Source organism: Streptococcus sp. FDAARGOS_192, from assembly GCF_002073815.2.
Classification (GTDB): Bacteria; Bacillota; Bacilli; order Lactobacillales; family Streptococcaceae; genus Streptococcus; species Streptococcus salivarius_H.
In genome coordinates this window covers 161,441-185,936 of the sequence record NZ_CP020431.2, presented here as the reverse complement: position 1 = coordinate 185,936, position 24,496 = coordinate 161,441, and the positions used below count along the sequence as shown (strand labels likewise).

Annotated in this window: 21 protein-coding genes and 1 riboswitch; of the genes, 3 read left to right on the top strand and 18 right to left on the bottom strand. The window is 42.0% G+C overall.

Going from position 1 to position 24,496, the window contains the following annotated elements:
• Positions 1–133: 133 nt before the first annotated feature.
• The 3 genes from A6J31_RS01925 to A6J31_RS01915 are packed head-to-tail and all read left to right on the top strand — an operon-like array spanning position 134 to position 1,501.
• The gene (locus A6J31_RS01925) at positions 134–583 is read left to right on the top strand and encodes a DUF1836 domain-containing protein (protein ID WP_013990949.1); all 450 of its coding nucleotides are present in this window, start codon (positions 134–136) and stop codon (positions 581–583) included.
• The gene (gene trhA, locus A6J31_RS01920; RefSeq protein WP_002886236.1) at positions 576–1,253 is read left to right on the top strand and encodes a PAQR family membrane homeostasis protein TrhA; all 678 of its coding nucleotides are present in this window, start codon (positions 576–578) and stop codon (positions 1,251–1,253) included. The genes A6J31_RS01925 and trhA overlap by 8 nt, the downstream gene beginning before the upstream one ends.
• Before the next feature lie 56 nt (positions 1,254–1,309).
• Entirely contained in the window at positions 1,310–1,501 is a 192-nt protein-coding gene (locus tag A6J31_RS01915) for a PspC domain-containing protein (protein WP_002886147.1), read from the top strand.
• 74 nt (positions 1,502–1,575) lie between these two features.
• Here A6J31_RS01915 and A6J31_RS01910 read toward each other — a convergent pair whose 3' ends face one another.
• The 18 genes from A6J31_RS01910 to mvk all read right to left on the bottom strand — a co-directional run bounded on the left by A6J31_RS01910 (position 1,576) and on the right by mvk (position 24,456).
• Positions 1,576–2,634, bottom strand: a complete 1,059-nt coding sequence (locus A6J31_RS01910) for a DUF3114 domain-containing protein (RefSeq protein ID WP_013990950.1) — start codon at positions 2,632–2,634, stop codon at positions 1,576–1,578.
• A 29-nt stretch (positions 2,635–2,663) separates the two neighbouring features.
• The gene (locus tag A6J31_RS01905; protein WP_080610348.1) at positions 2,664–3,602 is read right to left on the bottom strand and encodes an alpha/beta fold hydrolase; all 939 of its coding nucleotides are present in this window, start codon (positions 3,600–3,602) and stop codon (positions 2,664–2,666) included.
• Positions 3,603–3,650: 48 nt separating this feature from the next.
• Positions 3,651–5,597 (bottom strand): threonine--tRNA ligase, encoded by a 1,947-nt coding sequence (gene thrS / locus A6J31_RS01900; protein WP_002886069.1) that lies wholly within the window; start codon positions 5,595–5,597, stop codon positions 3,651–3,653.
• Between the two features lie 44 nt (positions 5,598–5,641).
• Entirely contained in the window at positions 5,642–6,037 is a 396-nt protein-coding gene (locus A6J31_RS01895) for a hypothetical protein (protein WP_080610347.1), read from the bottom strand.
• Between the two features lie 457 nt (positions 6,038–6,494).
• Positions 6,495–7,817 carry a glycosyltransferase family 4 protein gene (locus A6J31_RS01890; RefSeq protein ID WP_080610346.1) on the bottom strand — a complete coding sequence of 441 codons (1,323 nt, stop codon included), beginning with the start codon at positions 7,815–7,817 and terminating at the stop codon, positions 6,495–6,497.
• Positions 7,818–8,816: a glycosyltransferase family 4 protein gene (locus A6J31_RS01885; RefSeq protein ID WP_004182965.1), complete on the bottom strand. Its 999-nt coding sequence runs from the start codon at positions 8,814–8,816 to the stop codon at positions 7,818–7,820.
• 130 nt (positions 8,817–8,946) lie between these two features.
• Positions 8,947–11,973, bottom strand: coding sequence for a Spy0128 family protein (locus tag A6J31_RS01880; RefSeq protein WP_080610345.1), 3,027 nt, complete (start codon positions 11,971–11,973; stop codon positions 8,947–8,949).
• 392 nt (positions 11,974–12,365) lie between these two features.
• Positions 12,366–13,058, bottom strand: coding sequence for a 5'-methylthioadenosine/adenosylhomocysteine nucleosidase (locus A6J31_RS01875; protein ID WP_080610344.1), 693 nt, complete (start codon positions 13,056–13,058; stop codon positions 12,366–12,368).
• A 66-nt stretch (positions 13,059–13,124) separates the two neighbouring features.
• A complete protein-coding gene (macP, locus tag A6J31_RS01870; RefSeq protein WP_080610343.1) occupies positions 13,125–13,385 on the bottom strand; it encodes a cell wall synthase accessory phosphoprotein MacP in 261 nt (86 codons plus the stop codon).
• A 3-nt stretch (positions 13,386–13,388) separates the two neighbouring features.
• Entirely contained in the window at positions 13,389–13,937 is a 549-nt protein-coding gene (locus A6J31_RS01865) for an NUDIX hydrolase (RefSeq protein ID WP_080610342.1), read from the bottom strand.
• Positions 13,938–14,012: 75 nt separating this feature from the next.
• A complete protein-coding gene (gene glmU, locus A6J31_RS01860) occupies positions 14,013–15,395 on the bottom strand; it encodes a bifunctional UDP-N-acetylglucosamine diphosphorylase/glucosamine-1-phosphate N-acetyltransferase GlmU (protein ID WP_080610341.1) in 1,383 nt (460 codons plus the stop codon).
• A 284-nt stretch (positions 15,396–15,679) separates the two neighbouring features.
• Positions 15,680–18,340 (bottom strand): magnesium-translocating P-type ATPase, encoded by a 2,661-nt coding sequence (mgtA, locus tag A6J31_RS01855; protein ID WP_080610340.1) that lies wholly within the window; start codon positions 18,338–18,340, stop codon positions 15,680–15,682.
• A 224-nt stretch (positions 18,341–18,564) separates the two neighbouring features.
• Positions 18,565–18,720, bottom strand: a riboswitch (M-box (ykoK) riboswitch).
• 188 nt (positions 18,721–18,908) lie between these two features.
• A complete protein-coding gene (locus tag A6J31_RS01850; RefSeq protein ID WP_080610339.1) occupies positions 18,909–19,628 on the bottom strand; it encodes an ABC transporter permease in 720 nt (239 codons plus the stop codon).
• On the bottom strand, positions 19,621–20,460 hold the full coding sequence (locus A6J31_RS01845) for an ABC transporter ATP-binding protein (RefSeq protein WP_080610338.1): 840 nt from the start codon (positions 20,458–20,460) through the stop codon (positions 19,621–19,623). Before A6J31_RS01845 ends, A6J31_RS01850 begins: the two co-directional genes overlap by 8 nt.
• Positions 20,461–20,609: 149 nt before the next feature.
• Entirely contained in the window at positions 20,610–21,614 is a 1,005-nt protein-coding gene (fni, locus tag A6J31_RS01840; protein WP_080610337.1) for a type 2 isopentenyl-diphosphate Delta-isomerase, read from the bottom strand.
• Between the two features lie 49 nt (positions 21,615–21,663).
• Positions 21,664–22,659, bottom strand: a complete 996-nt coding sequence (locus A6J31_RS01835; RefSeq protein ID WP_080610336.1) for a phosphomevalonate kinase — start codon at positions 22,657–22,659, stop codon at positions 21,664–21,666.
• Positions 22,652–23,596, bottom strand: coding sequence for a diphosphomevalonate decarboxylase (gene mvaD / locus A6J31_RS01830; protein ID WP_080610335.1), 945 nt, complete (start codon positions 23,594–23,596; stop codon positions 22,652–22,654). The genes A6J31_RS01835 and mvaD overlap by 8 nt, the downstream gene beginning before the upstream one ends.
• Positions 23,578–24,456, bottom strand: coding sequence for a mevalonate kinase (gene mvk, locus A6J31_RS01825; protein WP_080610334.1), 879 nt, complete (start codon positions 24,454–24,456; stop codon positions 23,578–23,580). The genes mvaD and mvk overlap by 19 nt, the downstream gene beginning before the upstream one ends.
• Between the last annotated feature and the right edge of the window lie 40 nt (positions 24,457–24,496).

The following is a 24,496-nucleotide window of genomic DNA, read 5'->3' as shown; positions in this document are numbered from 1 at the left end:
TATCACATAAAAAATAAAGATGTTGGAAATTTTATCTCAACATCTTTTTCATATCTCACAAGTTCTGACTTGACTTGAATTTCTATAATGTTATAATCTAGTTATGAAAACTAGATAAAGAGGTTTTTATAATTTGACAACACAACAATACCCTCTCTGGGAAGAATTACCAGAGATTGAACTCTATTTGGATCAGGTTTTGCTCTATGTCAATCAGGTCACCCAAAGCACTTTGGGACCAAACGACAAGGGGCTAACCGCCTCTATGGTCAATAATTATGTCAAACATGGCCATGTCGCAAAACCCATCAAGAAAAAATATAATGCTGCTCAGGTAGCTAGACTTATTGTCATCACTAGTCTAAAGACCGTCTTTGAGATTTCTGAGATTGCTAAAACCTTGGAAATCCTACGAACAGATACTGAAAGTCAAAAGAGCTACTACAATGACTTTGTAGCCTGCATGAATGGTCAGTTTCCTCAAGAAGCTCCACAAGTCATACTCTCAGCCTGTCAGACGCTTCAATGCTACCGAGCTACCCATCAACTTTTGAACGACCTTGAAGGAGGAAATAATGTCTAATACTGCTACTTTTAATACTTCTCCCAACCTCAAACTCAGTAAAAAACTAAGCTTTGGTGAGGAAGTTGCCAACAGTGTGACTCACGCCGTCGGAGCTGTGGCCATGTTGGTCTTACTGCCAATTACTGCTGTTCATGCCAACAACGGCTACGGCATGACTGCTGCGGTCGGGATGTCTGTTTTCGTTATCAGCCTTTTCCTCATGTTTTTGAGCTCAGCCATCTACCATGCTATGGATTACAACTCACCCCACAAGATGGTTCTAAGAATTATTGACCACAGCATGATTTATATCGCCATTGCTGGAAGCTACACCCCTGTTGCCCTCTCACTGGTTGGCGGTTGGCTAGGCTATAGCATCATCATCCTCCAATGGGGAACAACCATTTTTGGTATTCTCTATAAAATCTTTGCTAAAAAAATCAATGAAAAGTTCTCCCTCTTCCTCTATCTGATGATGGGATGGTTGGTTATCTTCATTATTCCAGCTATCGTTACTAAGACAGGGCCAGCCTTTTGGGGACTTATGCTTGCCGGAGGATTGTCATACACGGTCGGGGCAGCTTTTTACGCTAAGAAAAAACCATACTTCCACATGATTTGGCACCTCTTCATCATGCTGGCTTCAGCACTCCAATATCTGGGTATCGTCTACTTCATGCTTCCTTAAGCTAATACTAGACCGCAAGTTGTTATGGTATAATAAGGCATACGGAGGTAAATCATATGAAAAAAGAACTCAGACGAGATCCAAACAACAAAATCATTGCCGGTGTTTGTTCTGGTATCGCTAAATATCTTGATATCGACCCTGTCATTATTCGCCTCATTTGGGCTGCAGCGATTTTCTTATTCGGAACAGGCTTTCTTTTCTACATCATTTGCTGGATTATTATCCCAGAAGAAAGCAAATGGTAAGCCATCATTGAATATACAAAAAAGTGATACGGACCTAAATTTCTTACCATTTAGGTCTGTATCACTTTCTTTTTTTATTTTCTCAAGCGGAAAATCAAATAGCTGACATTAACAAGGAGTAAAACACTCCAAAGAATGAGAAAGGGAATATTTCCTCGGACAGCATTGTGCCAAATACCTAGGGCGTATAAGGCCATAAAGACTAGTGAGCCTAGAACTGCTGTTCCCTTATTGTTTTGTGGTTGTTTAGACATATGAACCTCCTTTGATTGCTTGTTCTGATCCGGTTTAAAGCCATAAACCAGAGCGAGAAAAAGTCTGGCTTGGCGTTTGACATCATTTGCCAAAGACCTATGAGACTGGGCATAGATGCCTTTTGGATTGTAGAAAGATTTATCAAACTGTTCAGGCGCTTGCTGTCCCCAACGTTTTTTCAATTTGTTGGGTGAACGAAAGCCCTTGGTCATCCGATTACGAAAATCAGGGTCATGTGGTTGGACCGGCTCCACATCCAGTTGCCAGTGGCGTTTGAAATTACCATAGTTAAAACTGGCACCATTAACCACCCCACTCTCAGTCACCTGCTCCGCATCGACCTCATTGAGAAAGTTTCCCTGACTATCCAGAATAAACTCAATCCGATTATAGAGAAGAATTTTTAGATTAACACTTGGAATCCCATCAGGATAAACCGCCTTGCCATCACAGATAGAAACCTTCTGGTGCAAACGTCCCTGATCAAACATGGTGAAAGGCTTCCATCTGAGATAGACAGCCAAAGCTTCTTTATCTGTCATCCCCGGCTTTTTATAATGCGTTCGCACATACTGGGCCTGTTGACTAGAAATCAGGTATCGTAGCTGATGGATTTGTCGCTCTATAGAAACATTCTTAGACAAACTATCATCAGGAAAAGCCAGATCTACCAATTTCACGACATCCTTCCAGAAGGAATCATGCGGTGCTAAGTCAGGATCAAAATAAGATAAAAGGTGTTGGGTTTCTTCAAGCTCTCCCGATAAATCCTCTGGCATCCCTATATAAGCTAACAATAGCTTTAGTACTTGCAATGGCTGGTAGTCCCTTTGCCAGTCCTCCCATAAGTTTCGAAAGGCTTTTGAACCAATGAGCATCACATCTCTCCTCGATAATATATGTAAATTTAATCAGTCGTCTTTTTGATGAACTCCTCTATCTTTGCTGCTACCTCTTTGGTCTGATAGTGATAAAGATAATGCGGAGCATCATAAAAAGTCACTTCGATATTTTTCTGGTCCTTTGCAAAGCTAGTCGCATAATGCCGCCAGTCCTTCTGGCTAAAACCAGTACCCCCACCATTCGAGACCATCAGTAAGGTTGGAATTTGTGAATTTATCTTAGCATCAACCTTTTTAGCATTTTCCTCAACAGATAGGCTCTCATTTAACATAGCTTGTGACAGTATTTGACGATAAGCTATTCGTTGATAGAGGCGTCGATCACTACTACTTAGATTTTCATTAGGCACATATAAGCGACTCGGTATATACCTTAAAAGACCTAATTGACTTCCTAAACGAGCCATACGTAAAATTTGGGAATGCATTCTCAATTGCGAATAACTCTCTGGTAGAGCCCAATCTAAGCCAATGATAGCTTTTATTTCACTTGGGTATTTTTCTTGCCACAAAAGCGTTTCTAAGGAGGCCATCGAATGAGAAAGAATAATATAAGGACCTGATACTTGTGCCTTGGCTAGGGCTTGACGTGTCTCAGAAAGAACCTCAGACACATCTCTGGACTTAGATGTGTCCTCACTATAACCATAGCCAGCTCTCTCTACAACGACTATCTTATACTGCTTAGAAAGCCCATCATACAAGTCTTTAAAATCTAGAATGGGAGAGGCCGTTCCAGCACCAGATAGAAAAACTAAGGTTTGTGGACCATTTCCCTTCACAAAGACGCTCATGTCATGGCCATTCACAGACACCATTTGCCCCATAGGGTTGAGAGAGGCCTTTTCTCTTTGCAAGGCTAATCTATGATAGATAAAGCTAGCCAGCAACAAGACTAGAACTGCTCCCATCAGAAATAAAAGTCTTTTCATAAAAACATGCATGGTTTATCCTACTAAAAAGTCAGTTAGCTTAGCTAACCGACCCTTTTTTTATTCGGCATCTGGGCGTGATTTGCGAGCGATATCAGCAAGGATATTTTCTACAAATTCTGACACAGCTTCTGTATGTGTTTGTTTTTGTCCATAACGACGAACGTTAACAGTTCCGTCTTCCATTTCCTTATCACCAACAATCAATTGATAAGGGATTTTTTGTGTTTGAGACGCACGAATCTTGTATTGCATTTTCTCGTTACGTTCATCCACTTCAACACGGATACCACGGTCACGAAGTTGTTTAGCAACTTCCCAAGCATAATCTGTGTGGGCTTCATTTGAAACTGGGATAACAGTTACTTGTTGAGGTGCCAACCATGTTGGGAAGGCTCCTTTATAGTTTTCAATAAGGATAGCTGTAAAGCGTTCCATTGTTGAGATAACCCCACGGTGAATCATCACTGGACGGTGTTCTTCCCCATCAGCTCCGATGTATTTAAGGTCAAAGCGTTCTGGAAGCAAGAAGTCCAATTGGATAGTAGAAAGTGTTTCTTCATTACCAAGGGCAGTCTTCACTTGGATATCAAGTTTTGGACCGTAGAAGGCAGCTTCACCTTCTGCTTCAAAGTAGTCGAGTTCCATGTCATCCATGGCTGATTTCAACATGCTTTGAGCATTTTCCCACATTTCGTCATTGTCAAAGTATTTGTGAGTATCTTTAGGGTCACGGTATGACAAACGGAAACGATAGTCAGTCAAGTTGAAATCTTCGTAAACATCGATAATCAATTGAAGCGTACGTTGGAACTCATCTTTGATTTGTTCAGGTGTTACGAAAGTATGACCGTCATTAAGTGACATTTCACGCACACGTTGAAGTCCTGTAAGGGCACCTGATTTTTCATAACGGTGCATCATACCAATTTCAGCGATACGGATAGGCAACTCGCGGTAAGAGTGCACATGGTGTTTGTAAACTTCGATGTGGTGAGGACAGTTCATTGGACGAAGGACAAAGGCTTCACCATCTCCCATATCCATTGTTGGGAACATATCTTCACGGTAGTGATCCCAGTGACCTGAAGTTTTATAAAGCTCAACTGAAGCAATTGGTGGAGTGTAGACGTGTTGGTAGCCTGCTGCTACTTCCTTGTCCACGATGTAGCGTTCCAAAACACGACGGATTGTTGCACCGTTTGGCAACCAGAATGGAAGACCTTGACCAACCTCTTGAGAAATCATGAACAAATCAAGTTCTTTACCAAGTTTACGGTGGTCACGTTCTTTAGCTTCTTCAAGACGTTTAAGGTAAGCCTTGAGATCTTTTTTATCAAACCAAGCTGTACCGTAAATACGTTGCATCATAGCATTATCGCTATTTCCACGCCAGTAAGCACCTGCAACATTCAAAAGGTGGAAGACTTGAATACGACCAGTTGATGGCACGTGTGGACCACGGCAAAGGTCAACGTATTCACCTTGACGGTAGATAGTCAAACCACCTTCGTCTTCTGAGTGTTCTTCAATCAATTCCAATTTATATGGGTCATTTTTGAAGATTTCACGCGCTTCGTCTTTAGTCACTTCTTCACGGATTGATGGGAAGTTTTCCTTAACGATTTTCTTCATTTCTTCTTCAATACGAGGAAGGTCTTCGTTAGAAATTTGACCAGCTTCATTATCAGTGTCGTAGTAGAAACCATCTTCGATAGCTGGACCAACACCCAAATGAATATCTGGGAAAAGGCGACGAGCTGCTTGGGCAAACAAGTGAGCAGCTGAGTGACGCAAGATTGGAAGGGCATCTTCGTGATCAGGTGTCACGATTTCGATGCTTCCATCTTCAGTGATCGCACGAGTTGTGTCAATCAATTTGCCGTTAAATTTACCAGCAAGTGCCTTTTTAGCCAAAGAGTTGCTGATAGATTGTGCAATGTCAAAAGTTGTAACGCCAGATTCGAATTCACGAACAGCGCCATCTGGGAAAGTAATGTTAATCATAATTAAGATGTCAGAGCCCTAAAGAATGAGCTCCTTCTTCCTTTCTATTTAATGTTTTTGTTGTAATAGTTTGTTTCTAGGATGCTTTGCAATTCTGTCTTATGCCAACCTGCACCAATCATCATCTTGTTGATATTAAAGTCTAGCTCCCTACCATCAGTTAGAACGAAACGAAGTTTGTAACCAATGAAGAAACGTTTCTTAAACTGATAGGACCTAATCATCTCTTCAGGAAGTGTAGCGATAATCTTTCCTAATTTTCCTAAAGGAGTAATCGAGATAATGAAAACCTCTGTTTCTGTAAAAACAATTAGGAAATAGGCATTGGCTGTTCCACCAAGTCTTTGGGTAGCATAGATAGCGTGCATAGTCTCAGCAAGACTAGTATCCACACCGTGGTCAATCAAGTAGGCCTTGATAGCTTCATATTTGAACCCCATAAATTCTCCTTCAACTAAAAAGATAGTGCCACTTCATTCTAAACAGTCCTTTTTGTAATCAATAGAGAGAATATTTAGTCACAAAGTAAAGCTTTTCTATCTATACTAGACATTATAAAAATCTCAAAGTATCCCGAACAATATAAAAAGCGACATCCAAAAAGGACGTCGCAACGTGGTTCCACCTTAGTTCGTGTACGACAAAAAATGCGTCTGTCCTACACCTCTGATTGGCTCTAACGTGGCCACCGTTTTATGTTTGCATAAAAAATTTATCGAGTAGTCCCAATCATGTCCTCTGCGTGATTCCCAGCGACACACGCTCTCTGAAAGATTTCCCATGACTGATATGTCTCTATGCGTTATTATAGCATGAAACTGTAATTTTTCAAGCTAATTATCTCTTTTATTAATCAATTCTAAGATTTTATCTGACTAGGAAAATCTGATAGCTTTCCTAATCCAATAGTTTCGTGATATTTTTGATTTTCTTGACCTGTTTAGCAGAGCCTTTGATGATACGAACCGAGCCGTTAACAGGCAAGGTAATGGCCTTGGTTGGCAAGTAAGTCACCATACGCGTCAAGCGTTTCATGGTACTATCTTCACCATTCAAATCATTGTGGAAATCCTTAGAAATCGTGAGGTCCAAGTAATACTCATAGACACGTTTTCCAAAGTTTTCGGCAGAAATTTCATAGAGCTTCTCAGCCCACTTTGTCTCATCTTTTTTCGGCGTTGCTATAGCCGCTTCCAAAATGGCCCCGGCTAAATCATTATCATGATAATAAAGCGTTCCAAACATCTGGTCTGTAATCACATTATCCAAATAAGGATTTCCGTGAGCAATGATAGGGGTACCGCTAGCCAAGGCTTCCAGATAGGTCAAGCCTTGAGTCTCACTGGTTGATGCCGAAATGAAGAAATCAGCAGACTTATAATAAAGTGCTGTCTCACTAGGCGCAATCATACCAGTGAAAACCACCTTGTCCTGAATACCAAGTTTTTTGGCTTGAGACTTAAGATCTGGTAGGTAAGGACCGTCACCAGCCACAACCAAACGCACCTTGTCGTCTTCCTCCAAAACAGAAGGGAGAGCAGCCAGCACAGCCTGGATGTTTTTCTCATAGGACACACGAGAGAGGCTCAACAACATGGTCTCATCAGAGGCGATACCAAGCTTGGATCTCAAGTCTGCCACATCATCTTCAGTAATCTCTGGACGTTGGAATTTTTCAAGTTCAATTCCAGTTGGAATGACACGTTTTTCAGCTGCAACCTTGTACTTGAGCAAAAGGTCATAAACAATCTCACTCGGACAGATGACTCCATCTAAATCGCTCATAAAGCCACGAACAATGTACTTAACCATACTTGGACGGATAACCATACCTTTGGCAATATAGCGGACATAGTCTTCATACTGAGTATGGTAGGTATGCACAACAGGAATCCTAAGTTCGCGTGCAATGGCAATCCCTAGCAGACCTAATGAAAACTCTGTCTGCGTATGAATAATATCAAGCTTATATTGTTTAGCAATCTCTAGTGCCTTGGAAAAGCCACGATAAGCTACACGGCGATCCTTAAAAGCAAAGAAAGGCACACTCGGAATACGGACAATCTGCCAGTCTTCATAGCGGTCAACATCTCTATCAGTGGTGGTAAAGATAAAGACTGTATGTCCCATTTTTTCCAACTGCGTCTTCAGCGTGCGAATACTGGTCGCAACACCTGATACCTGTGGAAAATAGGTATCTGTAAACAATCCGATACGCATTTAAATCTCCAATACTTCTTTGTAGGCTTCAACAAGCTTTTGGGCGACATCATCAATCGAGCGACTTTCTGCAACCTTATAGCCTTCTTCACGTTTGTCCACTTTACCATCGATAATATCTTGCAAGGCTACTACAAATTCGTCCACGTTGTGCCCAAATGAGGCCGACTTGTCATCAACCCAACCTTCATAAACAGGAATATCACGCAAAACTACATGCTGGTGACTAGCAAAGGCTTCTAGCACCACAATCCCTTCAGTTTCCTCGTAAGATGGGAAAAAGAAGGCATTAGCACCACTCATAGCCCCCTGGAAGACGGCTCCCTTGAAATAACCTGGGAAGCTGACATTATCAGGATGCTTACCATTGACAATGTCTCGAATCTTCTTAGGAATCAACCATTTGCTGATGCTACCTAACCAAATAAAACGAACATGAGGCATCTTTTCGGCCACCTTGACGAAGTCTTCAATTCCCTTGCGTTGGAAATAAAGCCCCGCACAAATAACCACTGGCTGTCCTTCCTCGATACCAAAGTAGTCTCGGAAAACTTCTTCCTTACGTGGATCCTTACCGTATTTTTTCAAATCAATCCCATTTGAAACAGCAATGATTGGTGTGGTAACTCCGTAAGACTGAATCAATTTTTTGGAATACTCAGATGGCGTAATCACGTAATCAGCCTTTTGGTACATGTGGGCCAAATATTTTCCAAAAAGTGGGGCCAAAAGGTTAGAACCGATGAATGAATTCTCAAAGTCCTCACGTGTCGAATGACCATGCATGATGACCTTCTTGCCACGGCGTTTTGCAGCATGCAACAACATCAAGCTGCGTGGCCCATAAGTATTAATATGAACGACATCGTAATCACCCAAGATGTCCGTTGTATAGGGAATCCCCGCCAAGTCCAAGGCATGCATCTGATGGTGGAGAGCCCGTCCGATTCCTGATTTTTCAAGAACCGATTTTCCTTCAAGATAAAGTAGAACTTTCATACTCTTCATTATAGCTTAATTTAGTAGAAATTTCATCTTGCAGTTGGCTTTATCTTGATTTCTCATTTAATGAGATAGGCGGCCAAATACTAAAAAAGATCGAGAATACTCGATCTTTTAGGTCATCATCTTAAACGTCTTTACGGCGACGATGGCTATATGCTACACCCATGACTGCTGCCACTTCTGCTACCGCCCCAAGGGCAAGCAAGGCAGTATCGTTAGCTTGACCAGTCTCTGGAAGTTGAGGTCCTGATTTCTCAGAGGATTGAACTGGCTTAGCTGGTTTTGGAGTCACCGGTGGAGTAGGCGGAGTTGGTGGTGTTGGCGGAACCACTGGTGGTTTAGGTGGGACACTTGGTGGTGTCGGTGGTGTTGGCGGTGTAGGAGGTTTTGGAGGAATGTAACTATTGTTAAATTCTGTATCCAAAGGAAGGAGAACGGCTGCTACAAGCAGATTTTCCTTTTCACCTACAGTCTTAGTAACGGTCACCTGGAATTTAGCCACCATGTTATCATAAACCACGTCAGCTTCATTGCCCTTGACTTCTTCAACAGTGTAGTAGTAAACACCTGGTTTGTCGTAGACAATATTTCCAAAACTAATGTTTCCTTGTGCATTATTGGTCACTGTTTGGATAACATTACCCTTGTCGTCCTTGAGAACGAAACTAAACTCACCATCTTTGAGGTTGCGACCTGTAAGAACCTTGGTCAATTCGAATTTAGCCTTGGCTGGTTGCACGTCTTTAACATAGTTATTGAAAACAGTATCTTTTGGATTAGCGACTGTTGATACCAAAGCATCACCATCTCGTGTCACTGTAATCCAGACAGTCGCTTTCATACCATCATAGATGATATCTTCGTTAGTTCCCTTAACTTCTTCAACAGTATAAGTGTAAGTTCCTGCCTTATCAAAGTGAAGTTCACTAAAGGCAACACGACCATCAGCTGTATTACCAACTGTTTCGACAATATGACCGGCACTATCTTTGAGAACAAATTGGAACTCATTAGCAGTCAAAGTTTGGTTGACACCTGCCTTAGTCAATTCCTTACTGAACTGAATAGCGGCTTTAGCTGGAGTCACAAACTTATTGTTAAAGATAGTGTCTTTAGGATTAACCACGGTTGAAACAAGGGCGTCGCCATCACGTGTTACCGTGATAGAAACAGCAGCTTTCATGCTGTCATAAACAATTGAATCATCCTTACCTGTAAGCTCTTCAACAGTGTAGTTGTAAGTACCTACCTTGTTAAAGGTTAACTCACTAAAGGCAACCTGACCATCAGCTGTATTGCCAACAGTTTCAAGGACTTTTCCAAAACGGTCTTTGAGAACAAATTGGAATTGATCTGCTTTTAGATCTTGTTTAACGCCTGCCTTGGTCAATTCCTTACCAAATGCAATTTTGGCCTTGGCTGGTGTTACCAATTTATTGTTAAAGATAATGTCTTCTGGATAGGCAACCTTGGCAACTAATTTGACTTGATTGTCCACAGTTTCACGAACAACCTGAATGGTGATATTGGCCTCTAGTTTGTCATAGACCACATCTTCGTCATTACCTGGAACCTCTGTCACACGATAATGATAGATACCTGGCTTACTGAGTGAGAGATCTGAAAAGACGATTTTACCCTTGCCATCATTAGTGGTTTCCCCTAAGTCAACAGGATTGGCACTATCAGTCACATCAACTAATTTAAATGTAAATTCTTTATCCTTAAGGTCTCTACCCGTCAAGTCCTTCTCAAGCTCAAGATTGAAATGAGCGAGGTTATCTCCGATGGCATCTCCTCGGCCACCTACCAAGCGAATGGTTGACTTGTAAGAATCGGAAACAACATCAGCATGAAGTTTAATACGGTTGACAGGGTTAGTTGATTCTTCAACAGGTTGTGTCAAACGGGTTTGATACCAAACATAAACCATGCGGTCCAACTGATTGAGTTTAAGCTCAAAATGACTATCATCATAAGAGAAACTCTTAATCAGATCCATAGCTGATCCCTTGTCAATCCAAGGATCTGCCGAATCAATGTAGCGAAGTTGCAAAGAACCGTCCACAAATCTTTGATTGTCAGACCAAGTATCAACCAGTTTCAAGTTGTTAAGGAGACGTCTTGAGTAATTGAGACGCATCTGCCAATTTAGGATAGTTGGATCATGCTTGTCTTGACTACCCCACTTAGAAATAACTTCTTGACCTGGAGGAGGTGATTGCACTTTACCCACTGAAACATGAATGATACGTCCCTCAAAATCAAGAGTAAGATGTTCCCCTTCATCTACTTCTTCAGAATAAAGGGTATCCAACTCCAAACTCATGAGCTTATTGTTGGGATGTGTTTGGAAATAGTTATTAAAGGTCGTTGTGACACGATTCTTCTCAGGATCAATTTGAGCCAGACCTACAATTTGATTGTCTGGATTATAGACATTGATATCGTAGCTAGTACGGAAACGCAACTGCTCAGGCAAATTAAAAATGACCTGATCCCCTTCATTGATAGTCATATCATCAGGGAAAGGAATATTGTGGTAGACAACCTTGCTAGTAGCGTACTTACTATTTCCGTTTGGAAATTCCATTTCCACATCAGGATTTTGAACAGTGATTTCAGTTCCTGTCTTAGTCACCTTGACATCCGCTGGAATCGGACGACTTAGGTTGGTAACCTTCAGTCCGAAATTATCTGACGAAGCGGAACTCGTATTGTTTGCTGCAGCGAGGTCGCTAGCGCTAGCTTCACGTGTTTCATTGACTGTAACAGGTTTCTCACTGAGCCCCTCACTAGTCTTATCTTGTGATGTACTCGTTTGTTCAGAGCTTGCAACCGTTTGCTCTTGAAGCGCAACTTCACTAGAAACAGCAGTTACTGAGATAGCACTGGTACTTTCTGCCTGAACGGTAGGTTCAGCTGTCACTTCTTGACTTGAGGCACTAGTGCTTGTCCTTTGGCCCCCACCATCAGACTCACTGGCTTCCTCAAGTACACTCGTCGCTGGTTGGCCTTTAGGCTCTTCAGCTTGATCTGCTTTGGCGGTACTTACACCAAAAACTGCAGACGAAAGTAAGACCGAAGCAACACCCACCGTAAACTTACGGATGGAGAAACGCTGCCTCGAATCACCGAATCGGTTATTCATGATTCTATCCTCCCATTTTTACAAATCTTAACATTTTTGTAACCCTTTTCATTCTGAATTATACACTATTTTCAGAACTTTGCAAGATAATTATTTACCCCTTTGGAGGTTTTGTAAAGCTTTCTAAGATATCAATAGATAGTGAAATTTTCAAACCCTTATATTATAAGCTTTCTTTCGGAGTCTCTCTTTTAATATTGTTTTCCTTTCTCATTTTATTGCCATAATTTTAATTCAATTTCCGTCTGAAAAATGCTAAAATTCAGATTTTTTCTTTAAAAAATGAGAAGGTTTTCTTATCTAAAAGCAGAAAAAAACTGCCATTCTTAAAGGAATAACAGTCGTCTTTAAATTTATTAAGAAAATGAGCATAAACACTCATTTAAAGTACTTTAGGCAAGCTCTTTGAGAAACTCCACTAAGATAGCAGCTGATTGTTTCCCCGCCTGAATAATGAATTCGTCAAAAGTAATATTAGCGTCATGGGCTGCTGTATCACTCATAGCACGCACAACGATGAAAGGTTTCTTGACACTGTGTGCAGCTTGAGCAATGGCTGCTCCTTCCATTTCCACGGCTAAGACTTCTGGAAAGTGCCCTTTAATAGCATCAATCTTATCCTGACCTGCAATAAAGCTATCACCAGTCGCAATAAGACCAATTTTAGAGTCGATAGAGGCTTGAGCCAAAACCTTTTCAAAAGTCTCTACAAAGGTAGAGTCACTTTCAAAGTAAAGTGGCTGCATAGACATTTGCCCATAGTCATAGCCAAATGCTGTCAAGTCAACATCGTGATAGGCCAATTTTGATGCCACAACGACATCTCCAATTTTAAGTCTAGGTGCTACTGCTCCTGCAGAACCAGTGTTAATGAGGGCATCAACGCCAAAGTGGTCTGCCAAAACAGCCACAGACATGGCTGACATAACCTTACCAACACCTGATTGCACCAAAACGACGTCGTGTTTTCCCAAGCGTCCTGTGTAGTAGGTATTGCCAAGAACAGTTTCTTCAACCTTATTTTCCAATTGCTCCACTAGAAGCACTAACTCCTGCTCCATGGCAGCGATAATTCCAATTTTCATATAGTTCCTTTTCAGCTTGTAATCTTGTCTGAATCAGTAGACAGAGCTATCTGACTCATAGACTTATTAGAAATAAAAGACAGCAATGAAGAGAATAATCAAGAGGACGACAACCCAAAAGAGGATGCGATTAAGCTTGTGTTGAAATTGATTGCGTTTAGCATTCTCAATCCGACGGCTCTTGTAAGCAGAGGGCTGATAATTAGCTTCATAGTCCTCATCATAGAACTCTTCCTCATAGTCCTGATAATAAGGATGATCCTCTAAGTCAATTTCTCCACGCTTGGCCTGCTCAATGACATCGTCAGTCAAAAGTGGCTTACTCATAACTTATTTTCCTCCAAAATGAAGTGCATAGTATTGGAGAGCGATGATGGTTTTAGCATCTTGAATTACACCTGAAGCTACGAGTTCCATACACTCCTCATAAGTCAACTCATAGATTTCAAGAAACTCATCTTCGTCAAGTGGGCGTGGATTTTCAACAGGCTTGAGGTTTGTAGCCACATAGAGCTTGATTTTTTCATTACAGAAACCAATGGCTGTGTAAAACTCATGAATCAATTCGAGATCACCCTTATACTGAGTCTCCTCTTCAAGTTCACGCGCTGCTGCAACCATCTCTTCACCAGCTTCACCGACTTCCAGTTTACCCGCAGGAATCTCGTAGGAAACCGCCTCAATAGCCTTACGGTATTGCTTGACGATAATGATTTTTCCTTCTGGGGTAACCGCTAAAACAGCTACTGCTCCCTTGTGGAAGATGAGCTCACGACCAGCCGTCTTACCGTCTGGCAAGAGGACCTCGTCTACTGCAACTTCAAAAATATGTCCCTTAAATTTTGACTCACGTTTGAGTGTTTTTTCTTCAAACTCCATGAATTGACTCCTTTTACTTCTGACCTCATTCTAAGCTGGTTTTATAAGAACAACCAAGCTCAGATAGCCTTAAGCCTATTTTTGTTGGCTTGGGTGATGAGGCTTCTTAGTAGCGTAACCTTCTTTATTGACCTGACGGCCACGTCCAATGGCTACGCTGTCCGCTGGAACATTCTCTGTAATGGTTGAACCAGCTGCTGTGAGGGCGTTATCCCCAATTTCAAGCGGTGCAATCAAGGTTGAATTGCTTCCGATAAAGACGTTGTTAGCAATTTGGGTCTTGAATTTATGTTGACCATCATAGTTAACGGTAATTGTTCCAGCACCAAAGTTAACGTCAGAACCAACTTCCGCATTACCAATGTAGGTCAAGTGACCAGCCTTAGTATTTTCACCGATAGTAGAACCCTTAACCTCAACGAAGTTACCGATATGAACATCTTTTTTGAGGGTTGAATCTGGACGAACATGGGCAAATGGACCAACAGTAACACCTTCTTCAACCACTGAGTGCTCAATCATAGAGTTAGTGATAACAGTATTGGCACCGATAGTTGAATCAACAATATAAGTCCCATTGGTAAGCACTGACTCTGCACCGACTTTAGTTTGCCCTTTAAGCGTAACATTGGCTTCAATGACAACGTCTGGCTCAATTTCCACATCCACATCGATATAAGTAGCGTTTGGATTTTGGAAAGTAACACCATTAACCATGTGAGCTTGGTTGATGCGACGACGCATAACATCTTCTGCCGTAGCCAAGGCAACACGGTCGTTAACCCCGAGACTTTCTTCAAAGTCACGAAGAGTGAAGGCACCTACTTTTTCACCATTCTCACGGAAAATAGAAATAACATCAGTCAAATAGTATTCCCCTTGAGCGTTGTTAGTGTTGATATTTTTAAGTGCTTCGAAGAGACGTTTATTGTCAAAGACATAAGTCCCTGTATTGATTTCTTTGACCTGTTGTTCGAATTCGTTGGCATCTTTTTGCTCAACAATCTTAGTCACTTCGCCATTTTCGTTACGGATAATACGACCATAACCAAATGGATTGTCCGCAGTTGCAGTCAAGATAGTGGCAACATTTTTGTGATTAACATGGAAATCAATAAGGTTTTTAAGGCTTTCACCAGTAATCAAAGGCGTGTCACCAGCAATAACAAGCGTTTGACCTTCAAGTCCAGCCAACTCTTCTTCAGCCATCATTACTGCGTGACCAGTCCCCAACTGCTCAGTTTGCATGGTGAAGGCAGATTGACCATCCAAAACCTCACGAACAAGCTCAGCCTTGTGACCAATAACAGTAACGTTTTTAGCTGGTTCGATAGCTGAAACTGCACGGAAGACGTGCTCAAGCATAGTGATGCCTGAAACCTTGTGCAATACTTTTGGAAGATCTGATTTCATGCGAGTTCCTTTACCCGCAGCAAGGATAATAGCGTAATTACTCATTTTCTTTTTCCTTCTTAAGATTTTTTTGTGATGGTTTCCTTCGAGACGGTCTTAGCCTTGAGCCCCAAATCTCAGGGCCTCCACCTCCCACTGGGATAGCCTACGAAAGAAAGGGGCCTTGAAAACATAGTCTCTCATTTCTTAGAAAAGATGTCCTCATAACAGACGTTTTTTAGGGCCTCTGATTATCTATAATCGCCCTATTATACCATAAATGAAAAGGTTTTGGCAGAATGAAAGGTAATGAAAAAAGAGCTTATGCTCTTTTTCTAAGTATAGTTATCCTATAACCATTCTTTGTATTTCTTAATATAGATATGCTTCACAAAGGTAACACTAAGCATATACAAAGTAATGATGATAAACAAGAGAATGAAATAGAGACCGTTTAGATGGCTGAGTTTTAAGAGACTAGCCAATGGACTGTATGGAAGAGAAGTCACAAAGAAAGCAGCAAATAAGGTTGTCACAACAACTGATGGTGCTGGGTGACTTTGAATAAATGGTAGTTTTGGTGAACGTAACATGTGGATAACCATGGTTTGAGACCACATAGATTCGATAAACCAACCTGTTTGGAAAATAATGATAAAGGCTGCTGCTTCTGGTGAACCATGAACATAGCCATGCCCCAAAATCATTGGCACAATGATGAAATAGAGCAAGATATATGTCAAAATATCAAATACGGACGAAATAGGTCCTATCCAAGCCATGAAACGCATGATTGATTTGGCTTCCCAGATATGTGGCTCTTTAAGAAATTCCTTGTCCACATTGTCAAATGGAAGGGCGATACAAGAGATATCATAGACAAGATTTAGGACAATCAAATGCACAGGTGCCATTGGTAGGAATGGTAAGAAAATGCTGGCAAAGAGGAGAGAAAAGATATTCCCGAAATTTGAAGAAACGGTCATCTTGATATATTTGGTCATATTAGCATAGACCTTCCGTCCTTCAACCAAACCTTTTTCCAAGACCATTAAATCCTTATCAAGCAAGATAACATCTGCAGTTTCTTTGGCGATATCAACAGCTGTATCCACAGAAATCCCCACATCTGACACCTTCATGGATGGGGCATCGTTGATACCATCACCCATATAGCCTACCTTATGCCCATTTTCCTTAAGGCTTAGGATAATTCGTGCCTTTTGGTCTGGGGATAACTTAGCAAAGACTGTTGTCGTTTCCACAGCCTTAGCCAAATCTTGATCTGACATGGTATCAAGATCACTTCCAAGTAGAATGTGCGTCACATCTAGACCAACTTTTTCACAGACAGCCTGTGTCACCTTATCATTGTCTCCAGTCAAAATTTTTGTGGTCACACCATATTCCGCCAAAGCCTTGATAGCAGGTGCTGCTGATGGTTTTGGTGGGTCAAGGAAGGCAAGATATCCCGTCAAAATCATATCACTTTCATCTTCAACACTAAAGACGTCATTTTCATTAAGTTGTGATTTGTAGCTAACACCGAGAACACGCAAACCTTGTTCATTCAACTGTGCAACTTCCGCAAGGACTTCCTCACGAACATCGTCAGTCAATGGGATAATGTCTCCCTTGTATTCCACATAGTTAGAAACAGAGAGCATTTCTTCAAGGGCACCTTTTGTCACCATGCTAACAAATCCATCAGTGTCTTGAACAATGACACTCATGCGACGGCGTTCAAAATCAAAAGGGAGCTCATCAATCTTGTGGAAGGTTTGGTCAAGATTACGAACAATCTCGTGTTTCTTAGCTTCTCTCTCAGTTCGACTAATAATGGCACGGTCCATAAGATTTTTCAAGCCAGTTTGGAAATAAGAGTTAAGATAGGCTCTCCGAAGCACTGAAAGGTCAAGGTCACCATGGATATCAAGAGGGTACTCAAGAACGATTTCATCCTGAGTCAGGGTTCCTGTCTTATCCGTACAAAGGATGTCGATAGCCCCTAGGTCTTGAATAGCATTAAGTTTTTTGATGACCACCTTTTCCTTGGCCATAATGATAGAACCCTTGGCAAGACTGGCTGTGATAATCATCGGCAACATTTCTGGGGTCAAACCGACTCCCACACTAAGGGCAAAGACGCCGGCTTCAAGCCAGTCCCCATCTGTTAAACCGTTAATCACAAAAACAACAGGAACCATAACCAACATGAGTCGAATCAAGAGCCAAGAAATGGAATTCATCTCACGTTCAAATGAAGTTGGTTCGTCATAAGTATTGATGGTCTGCTCAATTGCTCCCATCATGGTTTCATCACCAACAACTAAAACCAAGGCTGTTGCACGACCAGAGATAACATTAGTTCCCATGAAAGCAAGGCTCTCACTTTCAAGCAGGCTCTCTAGATTTTGACCATCTGCTTTAGCCAGACAAGCTTTTTCCACAGCATCGCTTTCACCTGTCAAGCCAGACTGTTGAACAAAGAAATCACGAGAATCTAGTAAGACCACATCAGCCGGAATCATATCTCCCGCACTTAGTTTGACCACATCTCCAACCACAATTTCATCAATTGGGATTTCTTGCTCACTGCCATCTCGAAGTACTGTTGCTGTATTGACAATCATGCGAGACAAATTACTGGCAGCCTTGTCGCTACGAAGTTCTTGAATAAAACGGATACCACCAGATATCAAAACTAGAGTGACAATGATGATAGAAGTCGTTGGGTCTTCTTCACCCGGTTTAGCAAGCCAGACATTGGTGATAAAGGAAACCAGAGCAATGACTAAGAGAATAACAGTAAAGGGATTGATGATAGATTCATAAATCTTTTTGATGATAGAATCCTCTTGTCCTTTGGTTATGACATTTTCCCCATAAAGGTCACGGTTTTCTTCTACTTGGTCTTCCTTCAAGCCATCCAAATGAGTCTTGTAGCGAGTAAGGGTTGTTTCAAGTGGCTCTTGAAGAGCAGCAATAAGTCTTTCTTTATTTGTTGACATTGGAATCTCCTTATTTAATCAGGAGCCAATCACTTATGGAGTCCCTAAGACACTAATCAGCGATTGACTGGTTAGGTGCGGTTCGGGGTGATCGTCGATTAGTCTCATAGGTTTCTCCTTTCATTTTTTTACATAGTGGGTGGACCTCAGACAAAAGAAAAGAGTCCTACCCATATACAGGTAAGACTCTATAAACTCGAGGTTGATTTTTTAATAGATTCTGTCAAAAAATGGACCGTTCGAGCTTTAGCTCCGCAAGGCGATGAAATGAGCTTAGTCTTGACCTTGGCGATCAGGACTGTTGACCAACGAGTAGTGTCTCCACTGCTTTGCGGTAGTCATCCGTATCCTTGTGGTAGCCTCACCTACCGTATTTCACTGAAAATAATACTCCTAAGGCAGTAACTTGTCAAGGGGAAAAGTTGACTTTTTGCTTGATTGGATAATAAAAAAGAGCTTACGCTCTTTTTTGTAAGATATTCTTTTGAAAAATAGATTTTTTGAGACTTTCCTGAAGTGAGTGCGGACGTCGTAGTCAAAACAGGAACTTATCTTATCAATAGACGAATTAAGAAATCTTTCGTATTCTCTTAGCCTGCACGAAGACAAGCGATGCGAAGACTAGAATCCAGACGATTAGGGCTATTAAACTAGCTTTTTGGTCCTGCCACTTAAAGTGGTCCAAATCACTGAGTGCATTTGTGAAAAGTCCCATGTGACTATATTTTATAACGGTATCAAAAGTGTCACTCATACCTGAAAATGTTGGAATGAAAAGGCTAATCATCATTACTGGTAAGCTAACAATTTGTGAAGAAACTTGAGTCTTACACACCATACCAATTAATAGATAGATAAGCATGATTGCTACCGCAGTTAATAAAACAATGAGATAATAAGCATCTGACTGTTTACCCAAGTCAATCTCTAGAATTTTAGGAATGAAAAGTGCTGAAGCAAGACTAATGGCGAATGGGAAAACAAGGGTAGAGATTATGTAATTTTCCGTCTTAACACCACTCAGAAGGAGAGTTCGGAGGGTCTTTTTCTCTTTTTCCTCAGACACAATGGTACTAATTATATTTCCTACACCAAGGGAAAGAGCCATAGACAAACAAGTCGCTAGAAGATTGAACTTTGTCTCTGTATTTAATGTTCCTTGTACCTCATAGAGCTTTTTGTATAGATAGGGAAAGCCAAATGGTAGCAAGACTTGAAGCAAAAGACTTTTATTTGATAAGATAATTCGGCGTCTGAGCCACATAAGTGATTTTAACTGCTTACGCATTGAGCTTACCTCCTGTTAGTTGGATAAAGACATCTTCCAAGGTTGGTTCACAAGAATGGATGGTTAGAATATCATCAGTCTGGCTGATCTGTCCCAACTCTGAAAACGATAGGTAGTTCTCCTCACCAGATTGATAGGTAATTTTGACACGTCTAGCTGTATTGTACTTTTGAATCAGATCACTTGGAGTCCCCGCTTCCACAATTTGTCCCTTATTAAGAAGGACAATCTTGTCACAGAGGATATTCGCCTCGTGCATGTCATGGGTCGTTAGGAAAATGGTCGTTCCTTCTGCTTGCAACTCCTTGATAAGTTCATGAATAGACTGGGAGGTTGACGGATCCAAGCCTGAAGTCGGTTCATCCAAAAAGAGAACTTGAGGTTTGTTAATAATGGCACGGACGAGTAACATACGTTGCTTCATCCCTGTTGATAACTTTTCAGCCAGGGTCTTACGTCTGTCATAGAGACCTACACGCTTCATCAAATCATCAAGGTCCCCTTGTGGAACATCATAGAGCTTTGCAAAAAAGAGGAGATTGTCATAAAGGCTCAACTTTTCATAATAGCCACTATTTTCCGTAATTAGACCGATATTGGTAAGGTCTTCCTCGTTCAGTTTGGTAGAGGACTTACCTAGAATTGATGATTGCCCTTTGTCTGGTGTCAATTGACCTGTGAGAATATTGATTGTGGTCGTTTTACCAGATCCAGACGGCCCAAGAAAACCTAAAATTTCTCCCTTATTGACCTCGAAAGTGAGGGAACTTATGGCCTTAAAAGACCCAAAGCTTTTGCTTAAATTGTCCGCTTTAATAACCTGCTGAGACATAGTTACTCCTTTAATATTTCTTTAACCTAACACCTATCATTCTACATGTTTTCCTGAAAACAAGCGTGCGTTAACTGAAAAATATATCGATTTACATTACAATATTTTAACATAATAAGAAAAAGAAAAAAAGAGCACTTGGCTCTTTCCTACTTTCCTTGCTTGATATATGTCCCTTGTAGCTTACCATGTAAGATGTAATCCACAGATTTGAGCTCATCAATGGTCCGACAATCGAGGGCACACATAATAAGACGAAGGTCGTCCTTCCAGCCATTAACGATAGCTACAACCTTATCCACAGGGGAACGTTCCACCAATTCAAGGACAGTTCGTGAGAGGCCAACACCTTTTGCTCCCAGGACCAGACATTTGACCATATCGAGTGGGTTTCGCACACCACCAGAGGCTAGGATTTCCACATCATCACGAAGGTCTTGGGCTTGCAAGAGGGTCTGAACGGTGCTTTGTCCCCAGTCATTGAGGTAATCACGGTTACCACCTCGACTATTTTCAATATAGGCGAAGCTAGTCCCACCACGACCTGAGATATCCACAGTCTTGATGCCTTGAGACATGGCATAACGAATGGTTTCCACATCCATACCAAAGCCGACCTCCTTAAGCACAAGTGGAACCTCTATGTTCTGTGCATAAGCCGCCACATTTTCCTTCCAAGTGTGGAAAATACGCTCTCCCTCAGGCATGAGAAGCTCCTGCATAAGGTTAACATGGAGCTGTAAAAAGACTGGATTCATGGCTTCCACCGTCTTAATCCCCAAGTCCACAGACTTATCCACACCGATATTAGTCGCTAGGTCTAAGTCTGGAAACTCTTTGCGATAGTCAAAGGATTCTGGTGCTTCTCCCTTTAGAGCAGCACTGTAGGAACCCGTCACCATGAGAATACCTGTTCGACTGGCCACCTCAGCCAATTTACGATTGACTGCACCACCTTTGGCAGAACCACCTGTCATGGCATTGATATAAAAGGGAAAGTTCCAATCTCGTCCTGCAAAATGTGTGGACAAGTCAATCTGATCTAAATCATAAGTTGGTAGAGATTTGTGGATAAGTTCCATATCATCAAAACTATTGTAGGGCGACTGGTACTTGAGGGCATAACGGATGTGATCGTCTTTACGATTTGTCATAGGTTATTTCTTTACTTTCTTGCGTGATTATTATCTACTAAGCTGATTCCTATACCTCATACAAGAGCTCTATTCCTACCTGCTGCCAACGCTCAACTAGAGCATCTCGGCTTGATTGGTCAAAGGCAAAGGCGATACCACAGTCGCCACCCCCAGCTCCAGAGGACTTAGCAATGACATCGAGTCCTTGCTCTGCTTCTTTGAGTTTTTTCAGCTTGTCCACATAAATATCTGGACTCAGTGATTCCAACTGGTCACTGACAGTTTGAAGGCTGCTCCTAAGCAAGTTCTTATCTCCTGTTTCCAGAGCCTTGATGGCAGCTTGAACAGCCACTTCGGTTTCACCTAGATACTTGCTTGATATACGAGATTTGGCCATCTTAACCATGTCTTTTGAGATAGCAGCTTGCTTGGTCCACCCCACCAAAAAATGAGCTTTGAGAGCTGACACTACAGGTCTGATACGATAGCCCCAGTCTTTCTCTAAAAGCTCTGATAGAGGCATTTGGTCTATAAGCTCTGCTATTTTTGCACGGTCAAAAGAGCGATAGGAAACCAGATTCTCGTATACGATACAAGCTAGGTCCCCCATAGAACCGTTGTCTCCTTGTTTGAGGAGGGTGTAACTAGCTAATTTAAAGAGAATGTCTTCGGACAAGTCTTTCTGCAGAGCCGCTGCCAAGGCCTTGAGGGTCAATACCACAACTGAACCAGATGAGCCAATGCCAAACTTAACCCCATCTCGCTCCAACTTTCCAGTAATTGAAAGGTCCAGAGCGGGCAAATTCTCACCACAATAGGCTTCAAAAGTATTCAAGGCCTCTTGAATGAGGGTATAATTTGCGTCTGGCTCACGGCTAACACTATAGTCAAACATATCAGAAGATAGCTGTGTGCTTGGTGCTTCCTTGACCTCTGCTGTCATGAAGATAGGGATAAACTGGATTAGGGCTGTCTGTCCAGGTGTTAGAACTGAATATTCTCCAGCAATGTAGAGTTTCCCACCTGTTTTTACTGTGACCTGATTGACCGACTGCTTAGGCATCTGGCAACTCCTTGGTGCGTGAAACGATGACCTGATAGTCCTTACGGAAATGGTCTGCTAGGCGGTCCAGGTCTTCTTCCAGACAAAGCACCTTAACATTTGGTCCTGCATCCATTGTGAAATAACATTGCTCACCAGAAGCACGAAGGGCCTTAACCTTGTCCATAGCCTGATAGGAAGCATCCGTCAGATATGAAAATGGAGGGTTTGCCGTACTTGTGGTTTGGTGCATACGAAGGGCATTGGCTTCAGTAAGCTCACCGACCGCTTGGAAATCATTAGCCTTGAGGTAGCCTAACATATCCTTGTAATCCTGCTCGGACTGTTTAATCCACTCTGGGAAGGAGGTTGATGTTTCGGTACACAACTTCATACCATCACGGCTTGATACGGGTTTCCTTTGATCTGTCAAAACCAGCATAATCATGGCTAATTTGAGGTCTGTTTCAACTTGGTAAACCTCACCGCTATCCTTGTCCCAAGCTGCCAATGGACCAAAGAAAGACCGGGATGAGGAACCTGAAGCAAACTTGGCAATTTGAGCCAATTCAGACTGCATTTTTCCTACTTGGAAAAGTTCGTTAGCTGCCTTAACTAGGGCAGAAAGACCAGAGGAACTTGATGATAAACCTGCAGCTGTCGGCATGTTGTTCCAAGTTTCAATCTTGACATGTTGGTTAGGATTGGTACGGAAGAGATTCAAGACCTTGCTGGCCTTGGTTGTTTCTTTTTCCCCTTGGAGCTCATCATCGATATACATGACATCACCAGTCGCATCCTCAGGCAGAAAAGACAACTTGGTTTCCGTATACATATTTTCCAAAGTCAGTGAGATACTGCTGGTTGAAGGAATCATACGCTCCGCATCTGCCTTACCCCAGTATTTGACAATAGCAATATTTGCGTACGATTTGACGCTTACAGGCTTTCTATCCACGTGTTTACGGCTCCTTTTTCTTGAAGTTTTTTAGCAATCGTTTGGGCTTGATCCTTGGTACTTGTTAGGGCAATAATGCAGCCACCCAGTCCTCCGCCTGACATCTTGGCACCCAGTGCACCATGCTCCAGAGCAGTTGCTACTAGAAGATCCGACAAGTCACAAGACACCCCTAAAGATTTAAGGTGATTATGGGCTTGAGACATGAGCTGACCAAGAAGCTTTTGATTCTTGGCTTTGAGGGATCCTTCAGCTTGCTGACTTAATTCGCCCAGTTGGTTGAGATCTGACAAGGCATCTAAACCAATGGCCTCAACCTTTTCCACAGCCTCACGGGTATTTCCATGGATACCCGTATCAGCAATGACCAGATAGGCACCTAAATTGACCTCGATTTCCTTGAAACCGATATTACGCGTAAAGCTAATGGCTTTGTCACTCAAGCAGGTCTTTGCATCTAAACCACTAGGTTTACTATGGGCAATGGTCTCCGCCTGATGAACTAGCATTTCCAAGGTCTCCTGGCTAAGCTCCTGATCGAAATAATCAAAGACCGCTCGAATTGCCGCAATGGCTACAGCCGCAGACGACCCCATGCCACGCTTTTCAGGGACACTAGACTTAATAGCATAGCTGATAGGCTGATTCTTGATTTTTAGATAGTTAAGGGCTGAAAATATGGCTGTCGTCAAGGGATCCTGAGCCCTGAGCGTCAAAGGAGTCTCAGCCGCCTGAATCTGACAGACAACCTCAATATCCTTAAGAGGGAGGGCAAGGGCAGGATGACCATAAACGACCGAGTGCTCCCCCATCAAAATAATCTTACTGTGAGCCTTGCCCACTCCTACTTTCTTAGTCATAAATTACACACACTCACAGACGAATTTGCAGGCGAGTGTC